33 protein-coding genes are annotated in these 23,699 nt (G+C 40.4%); 32 read left to right on the top strand and 1 reads right to left on the bottom strand.

Annotated elements, in window-relative coordinates:
• Window positions 1–151 precede the first annotated feature (151 nt).
• From QT716_RS06540 to QT716_RS06465, 16 genes are all read left to right on the top strand, one after another.
• Window positions 152–1,330 (top strand): MalY/PatB family protein, encoded by a 1,179-nt coding sequence (locus QT716_RS06540; protein ID WP_317935246.1) that lies wholly within the window; start codon window positions 152–154, stop codon window positions 1,328–1,330.
• 100 nt (window positions 1,331–1,430) lie between these two features.
• Entirely contained in the window at window positions 1,431–1,916 is a 486-nt protein-coding gene (locus tag QT716_RS06535) for a GNAT family N-acetyltransferase (protein WP_317935245.1), read from the top strand.
• 71 nt (window positions 1,917–1,987) lie between these two features.
• The gene (locus QT716_RS06530; RefSeq protein WP_317935244.1) at window positions 1,988–2,176 is read left to right on the top strand and encodes a hypothetical protein; all 189 of its coding nucleotides are present in this window, start codon (window positions 1,988–1,990) and stop codon (window positions 2,174–2,176) included.
• Window positions 2,177–2,269: 93 nt separating this feature from the next.
• Window positions 2,270–2,614: a GNAT family N-acetyltransferase gene (locus QT716_RS06525; protein ID WP_317935243.1), complete on the top strand. Its 345-nt coding sequence runs from the start codon at window positions 2,270–2,272 to the stop codon at window positions 2,612–2,614.
• A 5-nt stretch (window positions 2,615–2,619) separates the two neighbouring features.
• Window positions 2,620–2,763, top strand: coding sequence for a GNAT family N-acetyltransferase (locus QT716_RS06520; RefSeq protein WP_317935242.1), 144 nt, complete (start codon window positions 2,620–2,622; stop codon window positions 2,761–2,763).
• A gap of 246 nt (window positions 2,764–3,009) precedes the next feature.
• Window positions 3,010–3,540 carry a tubby C-terminal domain-like protein gene (locus QT716_RS06515; protein ID WP_317935241.1) on the top strand — a complete coding sequence of 177 codons (531 nt, stop codon included), beginning with the start codon at window positions 3,010–3,012 and terminating at the stop codon, window positions 3,538–3,540.
• 133 nt (window positions 3,541–3,673) lie between these two features.
• Window positions 3,674–3,886, top strand: a complete 213-nt coding sequence (locus tag QT716_RS06510) for a hypothetical protein (protein ID WP_317935240.1) — start codon at window positions 3,674–3,676, stop codon at window positions 3,884–3,886.
• An 87-nt stretch (window positions 3,887–3,973) separates the two neighbouring features.
• Entirely contained in the window at window positions 3,974–4,249 is a 276-nt protein-coding gene (locus tag QT716_RS06505) for a Rossmann-fold NAD(P)-binding domain-containing protein (protein ID WP_317935239.1), read from the top strand.
• Between the two features lie 298 nt (window positions 4,250–4,547).
• Window positions 4,548–4,730, top strand: a complete 183-nt coding sequence (locus QT716_RS06500) for a hypothetical protein (RefSeq protein ID WP_317935238.1) — start codon at window positions 4,548–4,550, stop codon at window positions 4,728–4,730.
• A 213-nt stretch (window positions 4,731–4,943) separates the two neighbouring features.
• Entirely contained in the window at window positions 4,944–5,423 is a 480-nt protein-coding gene (locus QT716_RS06495) for a hypothetical protein (RefSeq protein ID WP_317935237.1), read from the top strand.
• 67 nt (window positions 5,424–5,490) lie between these two features.
• Window positions 5,491–5,952 carry a site-2 protease family protein gene (locus tag QT716_RS06490; protein ID WP_317935236.1) on the top strand — a complete coding sequence of 154 codons (462 nt, stop codon included), beginning with the start codon at window positions 5,491–5,493 and terminating at the stop codon, window positions 5,950–5,952.
• 56 nt (window positions 5,953–6,008) lie between these two features.
• The gene (locus tag QT716_RS06485; protein WP_317935235.1) at window positions 6,009–6,191 is read left to right on the top strand and encodes a hypothetical protein; all 183 of its coding nucleotides are present in this window, start codon (window positions 6,009–6,011) and stop codon (window positions 6,189–6,191) included.
• A 357-nt stretch (window positions 6,192–6,548) separates the two neighbouring features.
• On the top strand, window positions 6,549–6,782 hold the full coding sequence (locus QT716_RS06480; protein ID WP_317935234.1) for a DUF3953 domain-containing protein: 234 nt from the start codon (window positions 6,549–6,551) through the stop codon (window positions 6,780–6,782).
• A gap of 69 nt (window positions 6,783–6,851) precedes the next feature.
• On the top strand, window positions 6,852–7,298 hold the full coding sequence (locus tag QT716_RS06475; protein WP_317935233.1) for an ASCH domain-containing protein: 447 nt from the start codon (window positions 6,852–6,854) through the stop codon (window positions 7,296–7,298).
• A 56-nt stretch (window positions 7,299–7,354) separates the two neighbouring features.
• Window positions 7,355–7,810 (top strand): hypothetical protein, encoded by a 456-nt coding sequence (locus QT716_RS06470; RefSeq protein ID WP_317935232.1) that lies wholly within the window; start codon window positions 7,355–7,357, stop codon window positions 7,808–7,810.
• A 217-nt stretch (window positions 7,811–8,027) separates the two neighbouring features.
• Window positions 8,028–8,177, top strand: coding sequence for a hypothetical protein (locus tag QT716_RS06465; RefSeq protein ID WP_317935231.1), 150 nt, complete (start codon window positions 8,028–8,030; stop codon window positions 8,175–8,177).
• Window positions 8,178–8,284: 107 nt separating this feature from the next.
• Here QT716_RS06465 and QT716_RS06460 read toward each other — a convergent pair whose 3' ends face one another.
• Window positions 8,285–8,989, bottom strand: a complete 705-nt coding sequence (locus QT716_RS06460; RefSeq protein WP_317935230.1) for a YczE/YyaS/YitT family protein — start codon at window positions 8,987–8,989, stop codon at window positions 8,285–8,287.
• Window positions 8,990–9,111: 122 nt separating this feature from the next.
• On the opposite strand from QT716_RS06460, the gene QT716_RS06455 reads away from it, so the two are divergent.
• From QT716_RS06455 to clpX, 16 genes are all read left to right on the top strand, one after another.
• Complete coding sequence (locus QT716_RS06455; RefSeq protein ID WP_317935229.1) at window positions 9,112–9,999, top strand: LysR family transcriptional regulator; 888 nt, start codon at window positions 9,112–9,114, stop codon at window positions 9,997–9,999.
• Window positions 10,000–10,045: 46 nt separating this feature from the next.
• Complete coding sequence (locus QT716_RS06450) at window positions 10,046–10,723, top strand: DNA-3-methyladenine glycosylase family protein (protein ID WP_317935228.1); 678 nt, start codon at window positions 10,046–10,048, stop codon at window positions 10,721–10,723.
• 48 nt (window positions 10,724–10,771) lie between these two features.
• Window positions 10,772–11,152, top strand: a complete 381-nt coding sequence (locus QT716_RS06445; protein ID WP_317935227.1) for a hypothetical protein — start codon at window positions 10,772–10,774, stop codon at window positions 11,150–11,152.
• 139 nt (window positions 11,153–11,291) lie between these two features.
• Window positions 11,292–11,978, top strand: coding sequence for a copper homeostasis protein CutC (locus QT716_RS06440; RefSeq protein WP_317935226.1), 687 nt, complete (start codon window positions 11,292–11,294; stop codon window positions 11,976–11,978).
• Window positions 11,979–12,211: 233 nt separating this feature from the next.
• Window positions 12,212–12,934, top strand: coding sequence for a cytochrome c biogenesis CcdA family protein (locus QT716_RS06435; protein WP_317935225.1), 723 nt, complete (start codon window positions 12,212–12,214; stop codon window positions 12,932–12,934).
• 13 nt (window positions 12,935–12,947) lie between these two features.
• Window positions 12,948–13,451, top strand: coding sequence for a redoxin family protein (locus tag QT716_RS06430; protein WP_317935224.1), 504 nt, complete (start codon window positions 12,948–12,950; stop codon window positions 13,449–13,451).
• A gap of 18 nt (window positions 13,452–13,469) precedes the next feature.
• Window positions 13,470–14,597 carry a peptide-methionine (R)-S-oxide reductase MsrB gene (gene msrB, locus QT716_RS06425; RefSeq protein ID WP_317935223.1) on the top strand — a complete coding sequence of 376 codons (1,128 nt, stop codon included), beginning with the start codon at window positions 13,470–13,472 and terminating at the stop codon, window positions 14,595–14,597.
• Between the two features lie 84 nt (window positions 14,598–14,681).
• Window positions 14,682–15,452: a response regulator transcription factor gene (locus QT716_RS06420; RefSeq protein WP_317935222.1), complete on the top strand. Its 771-nt coding sequence runs from the start codon at window positions 14,682–14,684 to the stop codon at window positions 15,450–15,452.
• The gene (locus QT716_RS06415; protein ID WP_317935221.1) at window positions 15,449–17,185 is read left to right on the top strand and encodes a sensor histidine kinase; all 1,737 of its coding nucleotides are present in this window, start codon (window positions 15,449–15,451) and stop codon (window positions 17,183–17,185) included. Before QT716_RS06420 ends, QT716_RS06415 begins: the two co-directional genes overlap by 4 nt.
• Before the next feature lie 48 nt (window positions 17,186–17,233).
• Window positions 17,234–17,968 (top strand): DUF421 domain-containing protein, encoded by a 735-nt coding sequence (locus QT716_RS06410; RefSeq protein ID WP_317935220.1) that lies wholly within the window; start codon window positions 17,234–17,236, stop codon window positions 17,966–17,968.
• Between the two features lie 173 nt (window positions 17,969–18,141).
• Window positions 18,142–18,597: a GNAT family N-acetyltransferase gene (locus QT716_RS06405; RefSeq protein WP_317935219.1), complete on the top strand. Its 456-nt coding sequence runs from the start codon at window positions 18,142–18,144 to the stop codon at window positions 18,595–18,597.
• Window positions 18,598–18,614: 17 nt separating this feature from the next.
• Complete coding sequence (locus QT716_RS06400) at window positions 18,615–19,172, top strand: hypothetical protein (protein ID WP_317935218.1); 558 nt, start codon at window positions 18,615–18,617, stop codon at window positions 19,170–19,172.
• A gap of 42 nt (window positions 19,173–19,214) precedes the next feature.
• Window positions 19,215–19,751 (top strand): hypothetical protein, encoded by a 537-nt coding sequence (locus QT716_RS06395; RefSeq protein WP_317935217.1) that lies wholly within the window; start codon window positions 19,215–19,217, stop codon window positions 19,749–19,751.
• Window positions 19,752–19,825: 74 nt separating this feature from the next.
• Entirely contained in the window at window positions 19,826–20,803 is a 978-nt protein-coding gene (locus QT716_RS06390; RefSeq protein WP_317935216.1) for a tetratricopeptide repeat protein, read from the top strand.
• Window positions 20,804–20,907: 104 nt separating this feature from the next.
• Window positions 20,908–22,206: a trigger factor gene (tig, locus tag QT716_RS06385; protein ID WP_317935215.1), complete on the top strand. Its 1,299-nt coding sequence runs from the start codon at window positions 20,908–20,910 to the stop codon at window positions 22,204–22,206.
• A gap of 218 nt (window positions 22,207–22,424) precedes the next feature.
• On the top strand, window positions 22,425–23,690 hold the full coding sequence (gene clpX, locus QT716_RS06380) for an ATP-dependent protease ATP-binding subunit ClpX (protein WP_317935214.1): 1,266 nt from the start codon (window positions 22,425–22,427) through the stop codon (window positions 23,688–23,690).
• Window positions 23,691–23,699: the final 9 nt, after the last annotated feature.

Below are 23,699 nucleotides of genomic sequence, written 5' to 3'. Positions count from 1 at the left end.
GCGAGATACAGTTTGACTGTAATGAAATAGAAGACTAAGAAACATAGAATAAGTGAAACGTAGGCTGATTTTTGTACACTTTCTCTTGTAAGCGATACGATAATAACGTAAATAGAATCGGATTCGCAACAACTAGGAAGGAGATTGACATATGAAATACAATTTTGATACAGTAATCGACCGTATGAAATCATCGAGCGTTAAATGGGACGGGGCAGAAGCGTTGTTCGGTGAAAAAGACTTACTGCCGCTGTGGGTTGCAGATATGGATTTCAAAGTGCCTGACGAAGTGTCAAAAGCTGTCGCAGATAAGGCCGCTCATGGAATTTTCGGCTATACCATTCGCGAAGAAAGTTATTACCAGTCCATTATTGATTGGATGAAAACCCGTCATAACTGGACGATTGAGAAAGAGTGGATTTGTCATAGCCCAGGTGTCGTGACAGCGTTAAGTTTAGCTGTTCAAGCGTTTACGGAACCGGGAGATAAGGTCATTATACAGCCGCCTGTTTACTACCCATTCATGAAAGTGACGGAGACGAATGACCGTGAAGTTGTGTTCAACCCGCTCATTAACAATAATGGAACTTACGAGATGGACTTCGAAGATTTAATCTCAAAAATCGATAAGTCAGTCAAAGTGTTCATGCTGTGTAATCCACATAATCCAGGGGGATTCGTTTGGAAAAAGGAAGACTTGAAACGACTCGGTGAAATTTGTTTGGAGCATGGGATTTTAGTAATTTCGGATGAAATCCATTCGGATCTTGTATTCAAAAAAGGGAGTCACGTTCCATTCGCATCACTTTCTGAACAATTTGCGCAACATAGTATCACGTGTACAGCGCCAAGCAAGACGTTTAACTTAGCTGGTTTGCAAACGTCCAACATCATTATTCCAAATGAGCAATTGCGTGAGAAGTTCACCGCTGAGACGGATAGAAATTCTATAGGTATGCCGAATTCCTTTGGACCTGTCGCAACCACAGCGGCCTATACACATGGCGGTCCGTGGCTTGAGGAAGTACTGGACTATGTGAATGGGAACTTGAACTTTATCACGGAGTATTTTGCGAAAAACGTTCCTGCATTGAAAGTATTACCGCTTGAAGCGACATACCTTGCGTGGATTGACTGTACAGAACTCGGAATGACGCCTGAAGAATTGGAAACCTTCTTCTTATCCAAAGCACACGTAGCATTGAACCAAGGGAAAGCATTTGGTCCTGGCGGTGAAGGTTTTGTTCGCATGAACCTTGCCTGCTCTAGATCTATCATCGAAAAAGCAGCAAAACAAATTAAAGAAGCGGTCGACTCGCTGTCTTCTTGAATTGATGAGAATAGTTGGAAAATTGAATTGCTAATCAGAACCTCTTTGGATAGAATTGTCTAAAGAGGTTCTTTTTTCTTAATAGAAGGGACGGAAGCAAATGGACTTTATTATTCGAGCAATGACTATAAAAGATACGACACAAGTGCAGCAAGTAGCTGCTGCAAGTTGGCATGCGACATATGACGGGATTATACCACTCAACATTCAAAATCAATTTCTGAAGAACGCTTATAGTGAATCTATGATGGCCCGTCGAATTGCGAATTCGATTGTTATTGTTGCGGAACAACAAGGAAAAGTAGTTGGATTTGCAAACTTTACACAGGTCGATCAAGCAGGGGAATCTGAATTAGCTGCAATCTATCTACTGCCAGAAGCGCAAGGTCAAGGGTTAGGTACTGCATTGCTTTTAAAAGGGTTTGAACAGTTGTCTGGAGTTAAAACCATAGTTTTGACGGTTGAAAAGGAAAATGAAATCGGTAAAACTTTTTATGAAGCGAAAGGCTTTCATGTAATGGATGAATTTGAAGAAGATTTTGATGGACATAAGCTCCAATCGATCCGAATGCGCTATACTATTTAATTTAAACGGCAGACAGCGCCAGGAGTCATATAAAAGAAGATGTTGAATTCGTTTTGGAGGGCAGGTATGAGATGGATAAAAAACGTCATAGATTAGCAGCGGCAGTGATCATCATATGGCTTGGTTATTTTACCTCTGCTATGATACTCGGTTTTGAATCTTGGATTGTCAAAGCGTTAAGTTTGTTGTTCATTATTTCTTGGGGGATTCTGATCTTTAAAGGATGGAAAACTAGAGAAAAGAATAATGAGTTGTTTTAATTACTTTCGATAATTTGATCAAAACTAATATATACAATAGAAAAGCAACCCAGTTACTTCATTAAAATATGTTTTTACACATGGGGGAAACAAATGGAGATTAGGCAATTAACAAAAAATGATGCTGAGGTTTATCAGAAGATTAGACTTGAAGCATTGCAAAATAATCCTGAAGCATTCGCTTCTAGTTTTGAAGAAGAATGCGAACACCCGATTGATAAATACATAATGAGATTCCAATCTGACAATTCATTTACATTCGGTGCGTTTGAAAAAGATAAACTTGTAGGAGTTATTACGTTGGTAAAAGAAACATTGAATAAACTTAGCCATAGGGCGAATATTGTAGCAATGTACGTTTCTCCCTGCAATCGTGGATTGGGGATTGGAAAAGATTTAATTAAAAAAGCAATCAAGCAAAAGAATTGGAAGGACTAGAGCAATTGTACATAACTGTAGTAACAACAAATAGTACAGCGAAAAAACTTTATACTTCCCTCGGGTTTGAAAAGTTCGGCACAGAGAAACGGGCATTGAAAGTGGATGGAGATTATTTTGATGAAGATCTCATGGTTTTATTCCTTTGAAGAGGGTAACCTTTGGATCTAGTTTTGAAATTATTATTTGAGCGCGTAAGAGGATTTAAATTCTTGAAATTTTTGATTCGACAATTGAATCGTCAAGTGTTTTGAGTGCATATGTAGACGTTGACAACAACAGATGGAATAGCAATATCTTTTTCTTAGGTAAAAAACACATGAAATTAGCTACTAATTTTTAATATGTCCGTAACAAGAATGTTTGTTCTACTATCAACCTAGGATGTGAATCTCTTGGAGCTCGTAGCAACATTGCCTATATGGAAGTATTCCAATAGAAAAATTAGTATCGATGATGTGAAAAAATTAGAGGTTGGTTATATCCAGCGTAAATTTAACGGTCCTTTTGAAAAAGTTCACAGGTTTTTACCGTTTTCGATTAATGACAAAATAAATGTCTTTGGTGAAATGGAAAAATATACGATTGAGATAACTGAGCAGTCATTTAAATCGAATTTATTTAACTTGAAATGGAATGTGCTTATAACAAAAGATGGTTTTCAAGAAGAATTTCTTATAGAGGATAAAACCAAAGTTAGTACAAATCCACGCCTCGATTACCACAAACAGGCTGCTAGCTATATTTTTAAGAAAGATGCTTTTAATCGCACTTGTAGTATTTTCATGAAAGAAAGCAATATCTTATGCGCGGAAGTCACTATAGAGAAATTAGTCCCTATGAATGTAAGGATTAAAGTTAAAACAGATGACCTCACTTCAATAGAGATCTTAGGGATTTTTTATATAATGAATATAGTTTATTAAGAAAAACTAAATGGGGACGGCCTGACATTTTATGGTTATTATTTCTTATAATCTCTTTTAATGTTCAACTGGAAACATAGGGGCCCGGATAAATAAAAGCAGCAGCAAAAGAATATGAAAAGGGGAATTGAATTTGAACAAATTCAAACTGAAACCGTTTGTTGCAATCCTTGGTTGCGTCATTATCTTAACAATTGGATCTGTAATTCTATTCAAACTTAACAAAAACCATCAGGCAAATGAACGCATTATCGACAAATGTTTTGAAAACTTTGATGAACAAGCAAAAGTAGTCGTGGTGAAGGATAGTTTTTGGTCTGCTGTGTCTTGCGAGAAACAGCCTTGACGATTCGGGCTAAATACAGGATTAGAAGTTTATTAATAGAGGAAGGTGTAGATTATAAAACATGCACTCGTTATAGGAGGAACTGGAATGCTGTCCAAAACCACACGTTGGTTAGCAGATCACAACTATCATGTTTCTGTTGTGGCTAGAGATTCTCGGAAAATAGAGAGAGTAATCAATCAGTCAAATCATCCTTCTGATATAACCCCTGTTCTAGTCGATTATAGTAATACTCACGAATTGAAAAGCTCAATTGAGTCAACAGTTGAAAAGAATGGGCCGGTAGAGTTAGTAATTGCGTGGATTCATTCCTATGCCATACATGCATTGCACACTATCTTAGAAATTCTTTTCAAAAAATAGTGAACAGTGGAAGCTGGTTCATATACTTGGAAGCAGCAGTGATTTAGAGATTATCAAAAACAGAGCGACGGTAAGTGAAAACTGTTTATACCATCAAGTTCAATTAGGATTTAAGATTGAAAATGGTCAATCCAGATGGTTAACAAATGATGAAATTCCAGATGGCGTCATCGAAGCCTTAAAACGGAATACACCTGCGGCAGTTGTAATTGGACAAATGGAACCATGGGAAGAACATCCGTAGGTACGATGAAAATCCATAGCGATAAGGTAAAAGAATATAAAGAGGTGAGGGAAAATGAAGAAAGTGTTGTACATATTTTTTGTTTTGCTATGCCTGATTAACTTAACGAACATGACATTATTGAATGGGGAATGGAATGGCTTCGCATTATGGCTGAGTACAGGTTTGTTTGTAGCAGGTACTGCGTACTATGTAATGAAGAAAAATCCAGCTTCCGAGAATGAAGAACACTATTGATACGAAACAGTAAGATCAGATTCGCTGTAGTGGACTCCGATAAAGATTCATGAATGGATTTGTTTTATAAAGCAATTGATTATGCATTGAAAAGTGCGAATAGTTGAAATGAAAAGCCAGATCGAACTATTAGTACGGACTGTCGATTATATTAGGCAAGGCATTTGTATTTAGTAATCAAATTTTTGAGTAGTCAAAAAGGGTGGACTTTCAATGAAAAAATACATTCTGTCTATGTTTTTATTTCTTATATTAATAGTGTCGGCTTGTTCCAATGGTGTAAAAGATAGTCCACGGGAATTGTCGGATGTCATTAGTGGAGGATCAGTTTTGGGATATACCTACTCAGTAACCAAAACCCAAGACACGTATTCATGGAAAATTGGTTACAAAGATAAAAATTCAATCCTGGTAGAGAATGATGATAATGCGAATGTCTTAGATAATTATATGACTGCAGTCAACAATGCTTACTTGGAATGGATTGAACTCATTTTGTCGGCCGCTTACTTTTTAATCATAGCAGTAAGTATGCTTATACTTTATAAAAAGAAACGGTCGATGTTGAAGGGATATGGATTCCTCCTAGCCATGATGGGGGCGATTGCGTTATACATTGCCGTTCAAGCCTATTTCGATTTAAGCCGTATAATAGAAGATTTAGAGTATTATTATTTGATACTAACCCGTTAAGTCATTTGGCTATTTCAATAAAGAACGTTCAGTACACGTAGGATGAGGTGAATTGGTGCTACTGCTTTTGTTTTTTTACATAATTATCATACCGATTTGTATCTTGCTGCATGAGGTAGGACATGGATTGGGTGCTGTCATTACTTCAAACGGCCATGTACAAATCTATTTAGGTCCGAAAAGTGAGCGGAATAAAGAAAACTTCAGAGTGGGCAGGCTGCACTTTCATATTTTGTGGTCTTATGTCGGGTTCGCTTATTGGCAATCAGAGTTATCCCGTCGACAAAAAGCGGCTTCTCTAGCGGGCGGGCCATTCGTGTCTTTATTACTTACTATAATTTTTGGGTGGCTGGCCGTCGTTACACCTGAAAATTTTGTGCAGCCGTTGTTTTGGTGGACCACAATTTTTAACTTTTCCCAGGTTGTAGTGACTGTAATTCCTGTGACTTACCCTAAGTGGATGGGCAGATATAGTGGGTTCCAATCCGATGGCTTACAACTATACAGACTATTGAAAGAGCGAAATTAATACTCTTACTATATATCACCATTCGTAAAGATGAATGGACAACTGGAGGTTGGCACATGAAACTAGGCATTATTTTATTTATATCAGGCATCGTGCTTTTTTGTACAGGGATATTTTTCTCTACTCTGCTGTCTACAGGGTGGATTGTGGTAGGGAGTTTGATGGCGCTCATTGGCGGCGGATTGCTGGGGATCAGTACTCACTTCTTTGTTTCATCGAGGAAGACTGGTCATAGGTAAGGTCTGGCAACGCGAATCAATAATTACTTCATTTTTTAGGAAGCGATTTCTTTAAATGATTAGGAACAGTGGGTCCTGCTTTTACTTTCTGGTGATAATGGGGTGGCTGCTATGAATAAGTCGACATTAAGGGTTCTATGGATTATCCCAAATATTTTCTGTTATTTAATGTTCGTGGGTGTTCTTATTTTCGTGACGGTTCATCTGAAAGGACTTCGAGAAATCGGAATGGTCACCTCTTGGATGATCACTTTATTCGCTTTGCTATTTGTGTCTGTACTTGGAAGTTTCAGGATCAAGTACTGGATACGGGAGAAAAAATTATGATGGTCACTAGGGACTTATTAGGAGATTTCTATGAAAATACTTCATCTAATTTTATCGATCATTGTGGTGATTTCTGGCGTATTCACGATAGTTACCAAGAACTTTGACTATATATTATTTTACCTGGTGCTGCTCGGTACTTTAATAGTGTCCACGGGAATAGGCGAAATCCGCAGAAAAGAGAATGAGTTCAATGCATACATGAGTATTATTGTTTTTGGTATGCTAATTATTTACTATCTAGTCGTATTTGTATTTAACTGAAGTAGGCACAGCAATGAATACGGTGTTTCAATCTGGACTATGAACACATCAGACGAAGGAGAGAAAGCTATGAATAAAGCAGCACAGTTGTATTGGGAAGACTATTGGGGCGAACAAGAGACACCACAATTAGTAACTGCATGGCAATTTGGCGCTTCACCGGACAAACTTGCACAATTGGTAATTGAAGGAACGAAAACGGCGACATGCTCAGCTCACATGCTCTATGAACTGGAGAATGAACCGATTCCTTCAATTAATGAATACAGCATTCTTTTAAGCAGTATAGATGAGCCAGTAGCAATGATTAAGACTACTGAAGTAACCGTAGTTCCAATGAATGAAGTTACAGAGGACTTTGCAAGGGCCGAAGGAGAAGGAGATAGAAGCTATACGTATTGGTGGAACGTCCATGAAGAGTTCTTCAAGAATGAATTGAGCGCAATTGGTAAAGAATTCTCGGAAGATATGTTACTTGTCTGTGAACGCTTTGAATTGATTGATGTGAAAAAATAAAATTCTCACGATGTCAGTAATAAGACGAGTTTTTAGGAGATGGTATCATTCGAAAAATGAATTTACTATTTTGGGGGCTCACGCCTTTAATAGTAGGTTATGTAATGAATACTTGGCTGCTGCAAAATCATTCGAGTATTTTACCTTTTACTGCAATTGGTCTAGTGTTCCTCGCATTCTGGGCGTTTGTAGGATTCATAACCTCCCGTAAAGACAGAACCCTGCTGAAATCGGCATTCATTACAAATACAACAGCGTTTATCGTGTTGCTGCTTATTGTGTATCAAGAAATCCTATTAGAAAAATTTTGGCTGAACTTATTTGGAACGGCTACCCAATTCTATTACCTGCCGTTATTCAATCTCTCTGCCTCAATCCTTGGCACATTCACGCATATAACTACATTCGCGATCCACACCTGGTCAGCGGCTTTGGTAGGTTTCTGTCTACTATTTGTTTCTTACTATATTGGCGGATTGATGAAAAAGCGGTTCTATTCCGCCAAAGCTTAAAGGTGTTGCGGAGAATTTAATTTATGTGTAAGAGTTACGGTTTCCAGGAACAGTGCACCAATATGTCAAATAGACCTGCTGTTGCGGCAACTTCATACAAATGTTTATTATACGAAAACGCAACGAGCTCATCGCCCTTTTCATGGATGATGAGCTCGTTTTATTTCAAATTGATAGCACGACAGTTCTAATCTTTTGACAAGGATGGATCCGTTGATTGGAGCGGAGAGCGGCGACTCCAGAGGGATCAGCGAAGTTCGAAGACCCCGCAGAGAGCAAAGCGATCGAGGAGGCTGAGAGCGAGCCCCTTGGAAAGCGTCCGCTCGCAGCGGAAATCAACAGTGTTTCAAGTGGACTATCATTTTAATGTATTTTTTCGGTGGTCTCGTTATACGTAGATTACTTTCAATTATTTACAGTGCATTCTGCACTAACAAAAATCACGTAAAAAGAGGACACTCAACAAATTAATAATCACGCTTCAATTTTAATCGGCTCCACTACTTCACGTTCTTCAACTGTCAAATCAGTCTTTCCTTTATAAATCCATTCTTGAATGGGTTGTTGGAAGCGAGGCATTAATTGACCCATAATCTTTCCGATGAAATACGCAGCAAGTAGAGTGCCGATTCCAATCGAACCGAATGAGTGTATGAAGATTAAACAAACCGCACCCGCAACAGCGACATTAAGTAAATCGCTCGTAATTTTCGCCTTACTGAACTTCATCTTAAATTGTTCACTAATGACATATGTCAACGCATCGTAAGGCATTAACGGTAATTTCGCTGCGAAATATCCTAACAAACCGAACGATATGATATAAAAGCTGATTCCTAAAAAGATGAATCTTCCTAGCAAAGTCTCTGGAGCAGGAAGCAGCTGAACTAAAAGTAATGTTGCATCCATAAAAAATCCAAACAAAAATACGATAACAAGCTGCACAGCAAATTCCCGTAAATTAATCCGTTTGTTTAAAATGACTTGGACTACGATGAATAATACGTTAGCAATAACTGTTGTGATTCCGATCGATAACCCCGCAGTTAGAGAAAAGGCGTAGGCTAATGAAGATACTGGGGATACACCCAGGCTTGCTTGAATGGAGAAACTAACTCCTAAAGATAATAAAAATAACCCTATTACATATAGGGTGAGCCGTTTTGTAATGATTTTCATAAGTATGGTAAAACCTCTGCTTTCGTTTACTGACTATAATTATCATATCATGGTGAAGAGGATATAAATAATATATAATTATGTAAGACAACATATGAAAAAGATATGATGGAGAGATGCAAATGGATATTAGACAGCTTCATTATTTTAGAGAAATTGTAAATCAAGGAAGTATTTCAAAGGCCGCTGAAGTACTTCACATCGCACAGCCGCCGCTTAGCCAACAGCTGAAAAAGCTGGAGACAGAACTAGGAACCACCTTGATTCACCGATATCGTCAAAAATGGGAACTGACTGAAACTGGGGAAGTTTTGTTCCAATATGCTGAGAAGTTACTTTTTACAATGAAAGATATTAAACAGCAAATATCGGAAATTGAACACGGTAGTGCGGGCACTCTCCGTATTGGTGTTTCTTCAGCTTGTTTAAATCTCCTGGTAGACTATGTAAGCTTATATCGGGATCAATTCCCGAACGTTAAAATCAGCGTTGAAAAAGGCAATTCAGAAGAATTATTGAAGAAACTGGATCGTAAAGAAATTGAAATCGCTTTATTACTGAAGTTGGATCATAGCGAACAGTATATCGTGAAAACATTAGGAAAACAGGAATACGTTGTTGTGAGTCCGCGTAGTTGGGGGAATGTATTTTCATCTGAAAAAGTAACTTTTAAAGAGATCGCAAAGCATCCATTCATCATGCTCGGGGCTATGGGAGGTCATTCGTACTATAAAAATATACTAAGAGCTTTTGATGCAGAAGGTGTAGCACCGGATATTGTATTGGAAAGCAAAGATCTTACTACTGTGATTGCAATGGTTAGCGGGGGATTAGGGCTATCGATAATTCCGCGTGTCGCGTACGCCGTACCGATGGAACAATTAACGATTCACGAGTTGGAAAATTTCGACTCACATGTCGAGCCTGTCATGATCAAAACCAAAGACGAAAGAGTCTCTAAAGCAGCTACTCAATTTTGGGAGCTCGTAGAGTTGTGTAAGCAATCATAGTGACGAACTTCTGTATTAAATCTTGCTAGGAATAGGAGTCGATAAAATGAAGACAGTCTATATACGGAGTCAAGACGAATCGGTTCAACTAATTTGTGAACGGGATCCTATGATGAAGAAGTTGATAACTGTTGTTGGTGATATCGAAATTCCATTAAGGACAGATTATCTAGCTTCCATCGTCCGCTCGATTGTGGGCCAGCAAATTTCCGTCAGTGCAGCACGTGCCATCTATGGACGATTGGAAGAATTACTAGACGGTAAGATTACGGCAGAAGGGCTCCGCGCTAAAACAAAAGAAGAGTTAAGACTAGTAGGCTTAACCCAAAGGAAAGCGGATTATGTGAAAGATCTGGCAGAGAAAGTCGCTTCAAAAGAACTGGATTTGAACAATATCACACAATATACGGACGAAGCCATCATCGAACAGTTGGTCAATGTGAAAGGTATCGGAAATTGGACTGCCGAAATGTTTCTGATTCTATCTCTTGGAAGGGAAGATGTGTTGGCAGTAGATGATGTAGGAATTCAGCGTGCGGCGAAGTGGCTATATGAAGTAGATAAAACCGAACGCCGTAAGATTTTAATTGAGAAGTCACCGATTTGGAAGCCCTATCGTTCAATTGTTACCTATTATCTATGGGAAGCAATCCATTTGGGATTAGTTACAGATTACGAGTCAATTGATGAAGCATTATTGAAAAAGAAAATTCCTTTTGAATGAAACGGATATTTCTTGCATTTCGTATAGTAGTAAAAAGGGGAGATACAAATGAAATTTAAAAGTTGGATTCCATTCAGTCTAATCGCACTTTCAGCTACTATAGTCATCGCGTATGATTTCTTCCCGAAATTAAACGAGATCGTCACCATTCCTCGGCCAGTTGTCATGTTACTTTTGCTGCTTATCGTCTCGCTAGGCTTCTTTGTGACGAAACTGCGAAAAGATCATTCAGCCAAATCTAATTTTGTTTGGCACGTCGCGTTCATGTCCTACTTGTTCGGTCTAATTCTAATCTTCACTCTTTTAGGCGGTATTTCACAAGTCGGGCTATCATTATCCAGTCCTGCTCTTTGGCTAGTAATCGCAATTAGTGTCGTTGAGCTTGTACGAGAATATAAGAAATTGACGATCCCAACTGCTGCCTCATAAATTGAAAATACAGACGACATCTATAAGAGTTGAATAGTTAGGCGCGAGGCGTATACTATTGACCAAACAGCACTCCTCATTCTGCTTCTTTAGAATTGGAATCGGGGATGCTTTTTGGTCTTGAAGGAGGAAGAGATGAATGAAACTTGAAATTATCGCAACAAGCCTGCAAGACGCCTGTGCAGCGGAAGAAGCAGGTGCGGATCGTCTTGAATTATGTTCTGCCCTAACTGAAGGCGGATTGACTCCGAGTCTCGGTCTGATTCAATCTGTCGTTGAAGGCGTGTCCATTCCGGTACACGTCATCGTCCGTCCTCATAGCAGAACGTTCAACTATGACGAAGAAGACATACAGGTTATGCTAGTGGACATTCAGCATATCCGTCTAGCGGGTGCTGCAGGTATTGTGATCGGAATACTTGATGATGAAAAACGTGTAGATACAGTAAACCTGAAACGTTTGTTGGATGCGGCTGGTGACTTGAATGTCACATTCCACAGAGCATTCGACGAAATCGAGGATCAGTTTGAGGCAATTGACATGATTGGGGATTTCCCACAAATTGAACGAATCTTAACCTCCGGCGGACAAGCTCCAGCCCCGCAATCGAAAGAGAAAATCAGACAACTCGTTGAAAAGACAAAAAACACATCGGTCACTATTTTAGCGGGAAACGGTATGAAACTTGAGGGGCTTTCGGACTTCATCGAAACAACAGGCGTTTCAGAAATTCATTTCGGATCCGCAGTACGCCGAAACAAAAGCTTTCAATATCCAATTGAGACGGAAGCAATTTCGGCTATTAAATCAGTAATTGCGAAATGAACCTTTTTCACTTCTTCAATCATCGATTTTGATAATTAAAAATGGCACGAATGATTAGGATGATTTACATATAGAAGACTGTCTTACAAGTTCAAATTGGACTTGCAGGACAGTCTTTTTATAGTTCATCGTATCATTTCTAAGAAACTCCAAACATCAGTCTATAGGGATTACCCTTCGCACCCTTTACAATAGAACTACACGATACAGAACCAAAAAGGGGGTCCTCGTCTATGATTGGCGAACAAGTATTACTTAGCAGTGTATTTGCAGCAGGAATTCTATCCTTCTTTTCACCATGCATCTTACCGCTGCTGCCCGTATATGTTTCCATTTTGTCTTCCGGAGATCCAGCCTCCGCCCATCAAAATCGACTCTTCTCAATAGGGAAATTCAGCATACACCCTCGTTTGATTGTCAAAACCATGATTTTCGTTCTGGGATTGTCCACGAGTTTCGTATTACTCGGTTTCGGCGCTGGCGCATTAGGAGCGCTCATCAATACCACAACGTTCATCACCATTTGTGGAATCGTTGTCGTTATCCTCGGGCTTCATCAAATCGGATTGTTCCACATTCCGTTTTTGGAACGGGAAAACAAAGTGAATTTGAAACGAAGCGGAAAACGGGACTTTCTTGGCACTTATTTACTCGGGTTCACATTTAGCTTCGGCTGGACACCTTGTATCGGCCCTATTTTAGGCGCAGTGCTCGGACTATCCGCAAACGAAGGTCAAGCTGCTCACGGCGCATTTCTAATGCTGATCTATGCGCTAGGTATGCTTATCCCGTTTCTCATACTTTCAATTTTTTCCGACTTCCTATTGCAGCGAATGAAAAAACTAAATCGTCACTTAGGGAAGATTAAAATCGCTGGCGGCATCATCATCGTCATCATGGGGATCTTCCTTATGACGAACAACTTGAATTTCTTTACCACACTCATTCCACAATAAAGGAGGATATTCTATGCTGAAAAAATTATTAGTTTTACTGTCAGTTGTCACTGTTCTAGGAGCGTGTTCTTCAAGTGCAAATTCTAGTAAGGAAGAGTCGGGCGAATCGCTGTTCAAATTAGAAGACATCAACGGCAAAACAGTAGATTTAGCAGATTATGAAGGAAAAAATGTCTATGTGAAGTTTTGGGCATCTTGGTGTCCTATCTGTTTAGCTGGACTTGAAGAAGTGAATACCCTCGCAGCAGAAAGTACGGATTTTGAAGTCCTTACTGTTGTAGCACCTGGTTATAATAACGAAAAAGACAAAAAAGGATTTGTGAAATGGTTCAAAGGCGTCGAAAACGTAGAAAACTTGTCTGTTCTTTTAGATGAAGGCGGTAAACTTGTTCAAGATTTTGAAGTTCGCGGGTATCCCACTTCAGCATTCATCAACAAAGAAGGGGAACTTGTCAAAACGCAGCCAGGTCAATTATCGAATGACCAAATCAAAGACATGATGGACCAGCTTAACTAAAGGAAGGGGAAAAAGACCATGAAAATGAAATACGTGATCGGCTTACTCGGTCTTGCACTCGTTTTAGGCGGTTGTTCGCTAGGGAAATCTGCTTCGAATTCATCAGAAACAACTTCTAATTCACTGAGTGCATCGGCATCTACTAAGTATCCAGCAAATGCGAATGACGATTTGACGTTTGACGAAAACAATTTGAAGGAAATCTATTTAGCAGGCGGCTGTTTTTGGGGTGTAGAAGCTTACATGGAACGTGTTTACGGAGTCTATGATGTGACTTCTGGCTATGCAAACGGTGAAACTGAAAATCCAACGTACAAAGATGTAGTCAGCGGAAAAACTGGTCATGCAGAAACGGTTCACGTGCAATATGATCCGGAGCGGACTGACTTGAAAACGATTTTGGATCACTTTTTCACAATAATCGATCCGACTTCGTTGAACAAACAAGGAAATGACCGCGGTACACAATATCGCTCGGGTGTATTCTATACAGACCCAGCAGAAAAAGCGGTTATTGAGGAAGTTGTGAAGAAACAGCAAGATCGGTACGACGACAAAATCGTCACGGAAGTAGAACCGCTAACGAGCTATACACTTGCGGAAGAGTACCATCAAGATTATTTAGAGAAGAATCCTAACGGTTACTGCCACGTGGAGTTCGATTCTTTAGAAGACCAAGACATACCTTCACTGATAAACCCTGCTGATTACCCGAAACCTAGCGATAAGGAACTAAAGGAGAAGCTGACAGATGCGCAATATAAAGTGACGCAGGGCAGTGACACAGAAGCGGCCTTCTCCAATAAATATTGGGATTCGTTTGAAGACGGAATCTATATTGATGTTGCGACTGGAGAACCGTTGTTTTCTTCAAAAGACAAGTACGATTCTCAATGTGGATGGCCGAGTTTCACTCAGCCAATCATTCCCGAAGTTGTAACCGAACATAAAGATAAAAGCTTTAACATGGTACGAGTTGAAGTGAGAAGTCGTGCTGGCGACAGTCACCTTGGTCACGTGTTCGAAGACGGACCTAAAGACAAAGGCGGACTCCGCTATTGCATCAACAGTGCGGCAATCGATTTTGTGCCACTAGAAGATATGGAAGATGCAGGTTATGGCTATCTGACAAGCCTTGTGAAATAAGGTACACTGATTATTAAGCGAAAGGCGGCGGACGCTGCCTTTCTTTTTTTACATACTTTTATTCAGATTAGAAAGGAGACTCGCATGTACACATTGCTCGTAGTAGATGATGAACCGATTCTAATTCGCGGCATTCGTTCTTTCATCGATTTTGAAGCGTTGTCAATTTCTGATGTCATTGAAGCATCCAATGGGGAAGAGGCGTTGGAATTGTTTGAGATATACAAGCTGGACGTTATATTGGCAGATATCAATATGCCAAAAATGAATGGACTGGATTTTGCTGCGGCTGCGAAATCACTCAAACCTGATGTGAAGATTGCAATGATTACAGGCTATGACTATTTTGACTACGCAGTTGCTGCGTTAAAAATGGGTGTCGATGATTATATATTAAAGCCTGTATCTAAAAAAGACATTCAAGAACTGCTTCAAAAATTGATAACGAAAGTTCAAGAAGAACACAGACAAAACGAAGTGTTGAAGCTTGTAGACGGACTTGTTTCATCTGCAGATCATTCAGATGAATTGATGGGCTACAAACCTCAGATTCTTCGTGAAATCAATACGAACATCGACAACATCGAGTTCTCGCTTTCGTCACTTGCAAACACGCTATCACTCAGCTCGTCGTACGTCAGCACGCTATTCAAACAACTATTCGGTACGACTTTTCAGCAGTATATGATTACTGTGCGACTGGATCGAGCCAAACTTCTTCTGTTAAGCACAGATTTAAAAATGTATGAAATTGCGGCATCGGTTGGTTTTGAAGACCCCAATTATTTTAGTGCTGCGTTTAAAAAGAAATTTTCATTGTCTCCTAACCAGTTTAAGGAGAAATCGATGGAATGAGGATATTCCAATCGGAAACAACTCAAAAACTTCGCGTTCAAATTGCATTGAGGTACATAATAGCCAGTGCGTTAACGCTGCTCCATATGGCAGGAATACTATATGCGAGCATTTCGTCCATACTGTTAAGTGAGTCGGCGAAAAGTACTAAGTCCGCTGTGAATAAAAGCGGGATGTATATCGATCTGTATATTGACAGGCTGCAAGCTGTCTCCAGTTTACTCGCAGAAAATCCTCAACTTGTCCGGTATTTATCGGATACGGAACGGGCGCCTGACGTCAAAGATGATTTGTTGAAAACGATTGATACGACATTGGCATCGGATGACTTCATCAAGTCCATCATTGTAGTAAGTAAAGATGGCCAGATTTTATCGAACGAATCGGGACTCACGATGAGTAAATCGACAAATATGATGCAGGAAACCTGGTATCGCTCCGCAATCATGAATGGAGGTCAGGCTTTTTTGACTTCGGCTCGTATGCAGGACTTTACGATGGACAAAGACACTTGGGTTATTTCAATCAGCCGGGAAATTACAGATCAGGCGGGCAACAATCGCGGCGTATTGCTAATCGATCTCGATTATGAAGTGATAGAAGATTATTTAGCGAACTTGGATCTCGGTAAAGAAGGATTTTCATTCATTTTGAATGAAAAGAACGAAGTGGTTTACCATGAAAATCCAGAGTATTTTCAAAACAAGGGCAAAATGAAAGAACTGCAAGCGATAGTAGAGGACCAAGCCGGCTATGATTCCAATCAGAATACATTAACCTACACACATTCTCTGCGAAATGCAGATTGGCTGCTGGTCAGCGTGTCTTCCCAAGACAGTTTGCAGGCAATTAAAAAACAGCTTCTGGAGATTTTCTTTTGGGTGGGGCTCGCATCGTTAGCGATTGCGACAACAAGTATTTACCTTTTCGCAGGTAAGATCACGGCACCTTTTCAAAAATTAGAGCGTGCAATGCAGGAAATCGAGACAGGTTTACATGAAATTCCTGTAGATGAATCAGGATGTTACGAAGCACAAAGCCTAACGCGGCATTTTAATACGATGACACACAAAATTGATAAACTGTTAAGCGAAATCACAGAGAAAGAAAAGCATCTGCGGACATCTGAAATTAGTGCTTTACACAGTCAGATTAATCCCCATTTCTTATATAACACACTGGATACGATTGTGTGGATGGCGGAATTCGGGGATCATGAAAAAGTAATCGACTTAACTAAAGCGCTTGCCTCATTCTTCCGGCTTTCCCTCAGCGGAGGCAGTGAATTAACAACAGTTGAAAATGAATTGAAGCATGTCGAACACTATTTGTTCATACAAAAAGAACGATACGGGGATAAACTCCACTATCAAATTCAATCTGATGAGCACAGTAAGAATCTTGAAATCCCAAAACTCATTGTTCAGCCAATCGTTGAAAATGCGCTCTATCATGGCATTCGTGGATTATCCAGTAATGGGTTTATCGACATTCAAGCTGCATCTGCAGGAGATTTACTAACTTTCACGATTCGTGATAATGGCGAAGGATTCAAACCCGGAAGTCAAGAGGATTCCAACGAGAAAACGACAACGAAACTCGGTGGTGTAGGAATTCGTAACGTTGATGAACGCATTAAGTTGTATTACGGAAATTCGTACGGCGTTCGTGTTGAATCGACTGTTGGCGAAGGTACGACAGTTCAAATTCAGCTAAAAACATCATTAACTTAACTTTTTCTATGCATTGGAAAGTTTAAAGACGTGCATACTCCATGGTATATGGAGGTGTATATAAAAGTGGCACATGATGACTTTTTTAAATTGGATTTTTGGGAAATGATTTTGAGGACTTCTCTTGCATTCCTCGTGCTGCTCGTTTTAGCGCGATTTATGGGAAAGAAACAAATATCACAGCTAACTTTCTTCCATTACGTGACGGGGATAACGATAGGTTCGATTGCAGCGGATATCGCAGGGGAATCAGAGACGCCATTTATGGACGGACTTGTGGCAATGATTTGGTGGGCGGCGTTAACGGTATTCATGAACTTCTTGACCATGAAGTCGAAGAAAGTCCGTGTCTTACTGGATGACAAGCCGCTGATCGTCATTCAAAAAGGGAAAATTGAAGAAGGAGCTTTGAAAAAAGCACGACTCACTCTCAACGATCTAAATATGCTGCTTCGTGAACAAAGTATTTTTTCGATTAAAGAAGTATACTATGCGATATTTGAAACAAATGGAAATTTAAGTGTCATGAAACGGATGGGCGATGAAAATGCGACAAAAACGGATGTCAATGCTTCTGCGAAAGAACCGAAGTATATCCCAACTGAAATCATTTCTGACGGAGAGTTAATACTCGAGAACTTAGCGGAACTAGACCTGACTGAGCAATGGGCGTACGATCAGTTGAAAAAGAAAGGCGTCAATCGGGTCGATCAGGTGTACTATGCAGAAATTCAGCCGAATGGAGAGCTGTATGTCGATTTGAAGACATCGAAAGACAATTAATGAATAGTATTTTTAATGAGTAGCCATTCAATTGCCGGGATTTTCGGTTTTCTGGATGGTTTTTTCATTGCATGGATTTCACTTGTTTCGAATAGTTTGAAAAGAAGGATTTTCCAATGACATTATAGAAGTATAGGTATGGACGCATGTACTTCAAAATCGGAGGGATCATCATGAGATACTCAGTTGAAAAAGTGGAAGATTTAAACTCGCTTGATATTGAAGCGCTCATTTCTGAAAGTGAAGAAGAAGGCTATCGTTTCCTAACTAGGCTTGCCGAGGATTATAAAGACGGCATTAATACGTTTTCGAAACCTGGTGAAGCCTTATATTGTGTGAAAGACGAGCAAGGGAAAGTAATCGCTATTGGCGGAGTGAATCGTTTTCCTGTACCTGGCGGCGACCCAGAGACGGGCCGGCTCCAGCGTTTCTACGTAGAGGCTGACGAACGGCGAAATGGTGCAGGATCCCTGTTATTGAAAGAAATCGTGGATCACTCCCGTAAAGCGTTCCATGAGTTAACGGTGAAAACGGAGTCTTCCAAAGCGGATGCTTTCTATCGGCATAATGGATTTGAATTCGACGACTCTGAAGCTGAGACCACTCATCGGATGGAATTTAGCCAGTAAGGAGGTTCGATACACCTATGTCGTTTTCGATAGAAGAATACGTAAAACAGCTACATGATGTAGATAAAACCTTGCAATATGATGCCTTTGTCGCCATTCAACGAGAAATTGAAAAGCCCGTTGACTGGGCATATGAAGTTTGGGATCAATTTACAGGGTGGCTTACTAGTAATGATGCTCATGACCGGGCAAGGGGTGCTCAATTCCTCGCAGGTTTGTCAAAAAGTGATCCTGAGAATCGAATTCTAAATGACTTCTCATCTCTCTGTGCAATCGCAGAGGATGAGAAGTTTGTAACAGCAAGACATGCGTTACAGTCAATTTGGAAGGTTGGCCTTGGCGGTGAAGAACAGAAAAACCGAGTAGTGGATTATTTGGTTAGCCGGTTCCGTGAAGCACCGAATGGCGTACATCCTACTCTGGTACGAAGTGATATTATTGTGGGCCTTAGAAATTTGGCGGACAGTACACGAGACGAGTCAATCGAGGGCATTGGCGCCGAATTAATTGAAACCGAAGCTGACCCGAAATATAAGAAAAAGCTAATTGCAAGTTGGAAGAAGAAAAAAGTTTAAGGGAAGTGTCTCATCATTCACACGGAAAAAAAGCACGTTGCGATGGTAATTGGAATTGCATTGTTACTGCTCTCACCAGTTCTGGTCTTTTTGCTCCCTAATTTTGTTGCAAACACACTCTATTTTAAGACGGGCAGTTGGTTTATCTTTGTATCAGGCGGGGTTTATATGATCTATACGATTGGTATGGTCCTGCTAATCGCTGTTTTCTTTGTTCTATATGTACTGAATTTAAGTAAAAAAGCTTACTATATCAGTGCTGGTTTAGCATTGATGGCTGTCCTTACCTTTTACATAGCTTCGCTCAACTATACGATGTTATCGGATGACGAGATTGTCTATCGTCCGCTGTTCTCGTTTGAAACGCACTCGTATAACTGGAGTGACGTCGAAAAAGCGAAATTCAGATCCATCCATGCAGATGATGGAACGTCACAGTTTGACGTTACGTTTAATGATGGTGAAAAGTTGACTTTCACAGTAAATCGTCTTTTTTCAAAATTCCTAAATCCTGTAGAGAGTCGTTTAAGTTATGAAGGGGTGGAAGTTGAAAAAATACTTGTTCCAAAAAAGGAATGATTCAGCCTGCACTCGTCAAACATGCATGGAAATAGACCTCTGTGCTATAGTATCAGGGAAAGTAGGTGAAAACCGTGAAACGTAAGCGTGAGAGACTGCATAAAAAAGGGAATATGATTGCCTTTCCTGGTACGGTGGAACGACTACTTGACCGAGCTGAAGACGCTTCGCAAGCCGAGGAATTTGAAGAAGCTGTCCGCTTGTGCGAGCAGCTTCTTGAGATTTCCCCTGATTTGCCTGAAATCCCAGGACTACTTGCAATCTCGCTCTATGAACTAAAGGAGTTTGAGCAAGCAAAGCCTTATGCAGCGCAATGGCTTCAAGGCGGGATGAGTGATTACTTTGAAGCGATGGAACTATATCTTGCAATTTGTATGCAGTTACAAGAGTATGAAGAAGTTGAGGATACAATTGGCGCTATTTTAGATGAAGGCGTCGTACCAAGTAATTTAAAGCAAAAGTTTCTTTATTTACGAGAACTAAATGGAAGACTGTCTAATCGATTCACGGAAGAACCTATTCAGCCTGTGAAAACGACAATGTCTTTTGAGGAATTTTTGAAATTAGATCGCTACCAACAACAGGAAATTCTATCGCATCTAGAAAACAACGGCGCAGAACAATCTACGGAGTTACTTGTGAAAATTGCAACGTATGACTCATTCCCACCTGTATTGCGCACCGTGGCTGTGGTCCTGTTGCGTAGTACGGGCCATGCAGAACCACTCGTCATTCGAAAATTCGGCAGAGGGCTTAGTGTCATACCTGCCGAACTTCCATTACCCGGTGAGGATCCGACAACAAAAAAAGTATGCGCATTACTTCAAGAAACATTTGACAAAGACCCATCACGTCTATCACTCTTAGAAGAAGCAGTCAAAAAGTTCTCTGTAATCAGCTATCCCCTTGACTGGGGTACTCCAGCAGAGACAGTCGCAGTCGCTTATGAAAACTATTCTAGTTATCTATTTGAAGGAACACCACTCCCTCAAACTGCTCTTCATCAGCTCATCTTCGCTGTCGATCAAGATGTTAGTGAAGCTGCCGAATGAAAATTCTTGAAAGATAAAGAGACTATGATATACTGAGAAAGTTGTCAATGGCGTATAAAACGATACAAAATATATTCGTCACTATGATTCGGAGGTATGTAAAAATGTCAGTTAAATGGGAAAAGCAAGAAGGAAACAAAGGAAAGTTGACGTTCGAAGTTTCAGCAGAGCGTTTTAACGAAGGATTAGACCAAGCATTCAAAAAGGTTGTTAAGCAAGTGAACGCACCTGGTTTCCGTAAAGGAAAAATGCCACGTAAAATGTTCAACAAAATGTACGGGGAAGAAGCACTTTATAACGATGCAATCGAAATCGTTCTTCCTGAAGCATACGATGCAGCTGTTCGCGAGGAAGGCCTTGAGCCAATCGCATCACCTGAAATCGACATTGAAAAGCTTGAAAAGGGCGAGCCTGTTGTATTCACAGCAATCGTACCACTTAAGCCAGAAGTAAAACTAGGCGAGTACAAAGGCCTTGAAGCAACACGCCAAGAGACAAAAGTTACTGATGAAGAAATTGACATGGAACTACAAACACGTCGCGAGTCAATGGCTGAAATGGTCGTTAAAGAAGAAGGCGCAATTGAAGAAGGCGACACAGCTAACATCAATTTCGACGGATATTCTGAAGGCGAAGCATTCGAAGGCGGAAAAGCTGAGAATTATGATCTTGCAATTGGATCAGGTTCATTCATCCCAGGATTTGAAGAGCAGTTAATCGGCATGAAAACTGGCGATGAAAAAGATGTTGAATTAACATTCCCTGAAGAATACCATGCAGCGGAGCTTGCGGGTAAGCCAGCAGTATTCAAAGTGAAAATCAATGAAATCAAAGCAAAAGAAGTTCCTGAACTAAACGACGAACTTGCTAAAGAAATGGACGAAGACGTAGAAACAGTGGACGAGCTTCGTACGAAGATGAAAGAAAATCTTGAATTCGAAAAGAGCTCAGCTTCTGAAACGGCACTTCGCGACGACCTCGTGGAAGCAGCTGCACGCAACGCTGAATTCGAAGTACCTGAAGAAATGGTTGAAACTGAAACAAACCGTATGGTTGATGAGTTCGGACAACGTCTTCAGCAGCAAGGTATGAACCTTGACTTGTACTACCAGTTCTCTGGACAAGACGAAGCTTCACTTCGTCAGCAAATGCACGACGACGCAGTTAACCGAGTACGCGTTTCACTAACACTTGAAACAATCGGTAAAGAAGAAAACGTCGAAGTGACTGAAGAAGAAATCAATGAAGAGCTTAACAAAATGTCTGAGCAATTTAACATGGACATCGAACAAATCAAAGGCGCTCTTGGCGGTACTGAAATGCTCGAAAACGATCTTCGTTTCAACAAAACAGTACAACTGCTTGTTGACAATGCTAAAATCACAGAAGCAGCTGCAGAGTAATCCAAAGCCGCTCCATGCAAGGTACGCCTAGCCGTACCTTGTTTTTGTATATTGAAGTACTTTGGAGTTTGACGACTATGGCTAAAATCATGACTGTCTAATTTCTTGTATCAAAGCAGCACACGCAGGGGAAACTCTGTGTACATACAGATTCAAAACGAATTAGTTGATAAACCAATTGGAATCTTGTAAGATTTCCATGAATAGGGGTGAGCAATATGTTCAAATTTAACGATGAAAAAGACAATTTGAGCTGTTCGTTCTGTGGCAAGACGCAGGACCAAGTCCGCAAACTAGTCGCAGGACAAGGAGTTTATATATGTGATGAATGTGTTGAACTTTGTGCTGAAATCGTAGAAGAAGAAGTAGGCCTAGAAGAAGGATTCGAATTCAAAGAAGTTCCAAAACCTAAAGAAATTCAATCCATCCTAGACGAATACATCATTGGTCAAGACCGCGCTAAGAAATCACTTTCCGTTGCGGTTTACAACCACTACAAACGTGTCAATACAGGCAGCAAAGTCGACGACGTAGAACTCGCAAAATCGAATATCGTCCTTATTGGACCTACAGGAAGTGGTAAAACACTTCTCGCACAAACACTGGCACGTATTCTGGATGTTCCATTTGCAATTGCAGATGCAACTTCTCTAACTGAAGCAGGTTACGTCGGTGAAGATGTTGAAAACATCCTTCTCAAACTCATTCAATCGGCAGATTTCGATATTGAACGAGCAGAAAAAGGAATCATTTACATCGATGAAATCGATAAAGTTGCCCGCAAATCTGAAAACGCATCGATTACTCGAGACGTTTCAGGTGAAGGGGTTCAGCAAGCGCTTCTTAAAATCTTGGAAGGTACCGTTGCAAGCGTTCCACCACAAGGCGGACGTAAGCATCCTCATCAAGAATTCATCCAAATCGATACGACAAACGTGTTGTTCATCGTGGGGGGCGCATTTGACGGAATCGAAGAAATTATCAAGCGCCGTGTCGGCCAAAAAGTAATTGGTTTCGGTTCAGATCCGAATGCTGCTGAAGAAGAGCGTTCACTTTTGTCTCGCATGATCCCTGAAGACCTTCAACAATTTGGACTCATTCCTGAGTTCATCGGTCGTTTGCCGGTTATTGCGACACTCGAACAGTTAAGTGAGGATACTTTGTATCAAATCTTGACACTTCCGAAGAATGCGATTGTGAAACAATACCAAAAAATGCTCGGTCTCGATGATGTCGAGTTGGAATTCGAAGACGAAGCGCTGCTTGAAATTGCACGCGAATCCATTGAACGTAAAACAGGAGCTCGTGGTTTGCGTTCGATTATCGAAAACATCATGCTTGACGTCATGTATGAACTTCCTTCTTTAGAAGAAGCGAAAAAATGCGTCATTACAAAAGATTCCGTGCTGGGTGAAGGATCACCCCGTCTCTATCGTGAAGACGGCAGTGAAATGAAACTTGATAACGAAAAACATAGTGCATAATTGAAGGAG

The organism is Sporosarcina aquimarina, from assembly GCF_033253705.1.
Taxonomy (GTDB): Bacteria; Bacillota; Bacilli; order Bacillales_A; family Planococcaceae; genus Sporosarcina; species Sporosarcina aquimarina.
The sequence above is the reverse complement of the archived record's forward strand: the minus strand, read 5'-3'. Positions and strand labels throughout refer to the sequence as shown.

What these genes read in the sequence shown, in the direction of transcription:
- QT716_RS06540 (WP_317935246.1), top strand. Translation starts at nt 152, where the DNA reads ATGAAATACAATTTTGATACAGTAATCGACCGTATGAAATCATCGAGC.
- QT716_RS06535 (WP_317935245.1), top strand. Translation starts at nt 1,431, where the DNA reads ATGGACTTTATTATTCGAGCAATGACTATAAAAGATACGACACAAGTG.
- QT716_RS06530 (WP_317935244.1), top strand. Translation starts at nt 1,988, where the DNA reads ATGGATAAAAAACGTCATAGATTAGCAGCGGCAGTGATCATCATATGG.
- QT716_RS06525 (WP_317935243.1), top strand. Translation starts at nt 2,270, where the DNA reads ATGGAGATTAGGCAATTAACAAAAAATGATGCTGAGGTTTATCAGAAG.
- QT716_RS06505 (WP_317935239.1), top strand. Translation starts at nt 3,974, where the DNA reads ATGCTGTCCAAAACCACACGTTGGTTAGCAGATCACAACTATCATGTT.
- QT716_RS06500 (WP_317935238.1), top strand. Translation starts at nt 4,548, where the DNA reads ATGAAGAAAGTGTTGTACATATTTTTTGTTTTGCTATGCCTGATTAAC.
- QT716_RS06495 (WP_317935237.1), top strand. Translation starts at nt 4,944, where the DNA reads ATGAAAAAATACATTCTGTCTATGTTTTTATTTCTTATATTAATAGTG.
- QT716_RS06485 (WP_317935235.1), top strand. Translation starts at nt 6,009, where the DNA reads ATGAAACTAGGCATTATTTTATTTATATCAGGCATCGTGCTTTTTTGT.
- QT716_RS06480 (WP_317935234.1), top strand. Translation starts at nt 6,549, where the DNA reads ATGAAAATACTTCATCTAATTTTATCGATCATTGTGGTGATTTCTGGC.
- QT716_RS06475 (WP_317935233.1), top strand. Translation starts at nt 6,852, where the DNA reads ATGAATAAAGCAGCACAGTTGTATTGGGAAGACTATTGGGGCGAACAA.
- QT716_RS06470 (WP_317935232.1), top strand. Translation starts at nt 7,355, where the DNA reads ATGAATTTACTATTTTGGGGGCTCACGCCTTTAATAGTAGGTTATGTA.
- QT716_RS06460 (WP_317935230.1), bottom strand. Translation starts at nt 8,989, where the DNA reads ATGAAAATCATTACAAAACGGCTCACCCTATATGTAATAGGGTTATTT.
- QT716_RS06455 (WP_317935229.1), top strand. Translation starts at nt 9,112, where the DNA reads ATGGATATTAGACAGCTTCATTATTTTAGAGAAATTGTAAATCAAGGA.
- QT716_RS06450 (WP_317935228.1), top strand. Translation starts at nt 10,046, where the DNA reads ATGAAGACAGTCTATATACGGAGTCAAGACGAATCGGTTCAACTAATT.
- QT716_RS06445 (WP_317935227.1), top strand. Translation starts at nt 10,772, where the DNA reads ATGAAATTTAAAAGTTGGATTCCATTCAGTCTAATCGCACTTTCAGCT.
- QT716_RS06440 (WP_317935226.1), top strand. Translation starts at nt 11,292, where the DNA reads ATGAAACTTGAAATTATCGCAACAAGCCTGCAAGACGCCTGTGCAGCG.
- QT716_RS06435 (WP_317935225.1), top strand. Translation starts at nt 12,212, where the DNA reads ATGATTGGCGAACAAGTATTACTTAGCAGTGTATTTGCAGCAGGAATT.
- QT716_RS06430 (WP_317935224.1), top strand. Translation starts at nt 12,948, where the DNA reads ATGCTGAAAAAATTATTAGTTTTACTGTCAGTTGTCACTGTTCTAGGA.
- msrB (WP_317935223.1), top strand. Translation starts at nt 13,470, where the DNA reads ATGAAAATGAAATACGTGATCGGCTTACTCGGTCTTGCACTCGTTTTA.
- QT716_RS06420 (WP_317935222.1), top strand. Translation starts at nt 14,682, where the DNA reads ATGTACACATTGCTCGTAGTAGATGATGAACCGATTCTAATTCGCGGC.
- QT716_RS06415 (WP_317935221.1), top strand. Translation starts at nt 15,449, where the DNA reads ATGAGGATATTCCAATCGGAAACAACTCAAAAACTTCGCGTTCAAATT.
- QT716_RS06410 (WP_317935220.1), top strand. Translation starts at nt 17,234, where the DNA reads ATGGAGGTGTATATAAAAGTGGCACATGATGACTTTTTTAAATTGGAT.
- QT716_RS06405 (WP_317935219.1), top strand. Translation starts at nt 18,142, where the DNA reads ATGAGATACTCAGTTGAAAAAGTGGAAGATTTAAACTCGCTTGATATT.
- QT716_RS06400 (WP_317935218.1), top strand. Translation starts at nt 18,615, where the DNA reads ATGTCGTTTTCGATAGAAGAATACGTAAAACAGCTACATGATGTAGAT.
- QT716_RS06395 (WP_317935217.1), top strand. Translation starts at nt 19,215, where the DNA reads ATGGTAATTGGAATTGCATTGTTACTGCTCTCACCAGTTCTGGTCTTT.
- tig (WP_317935215.1), top strand. Translation starts at nt 20,908, where the DNA reads ATGTCAGTTAAATGGGAAAAGCAAGAAGGAAACAAAGGAAAGTTGACG.
- clpX (WP_317935214.1), top strand. Translation starts at nt 22,425, where the DNA reads ATGTTCAAATTTAACGATGAAAAAGACAATTTGAGCTGTTCGTTCTGT.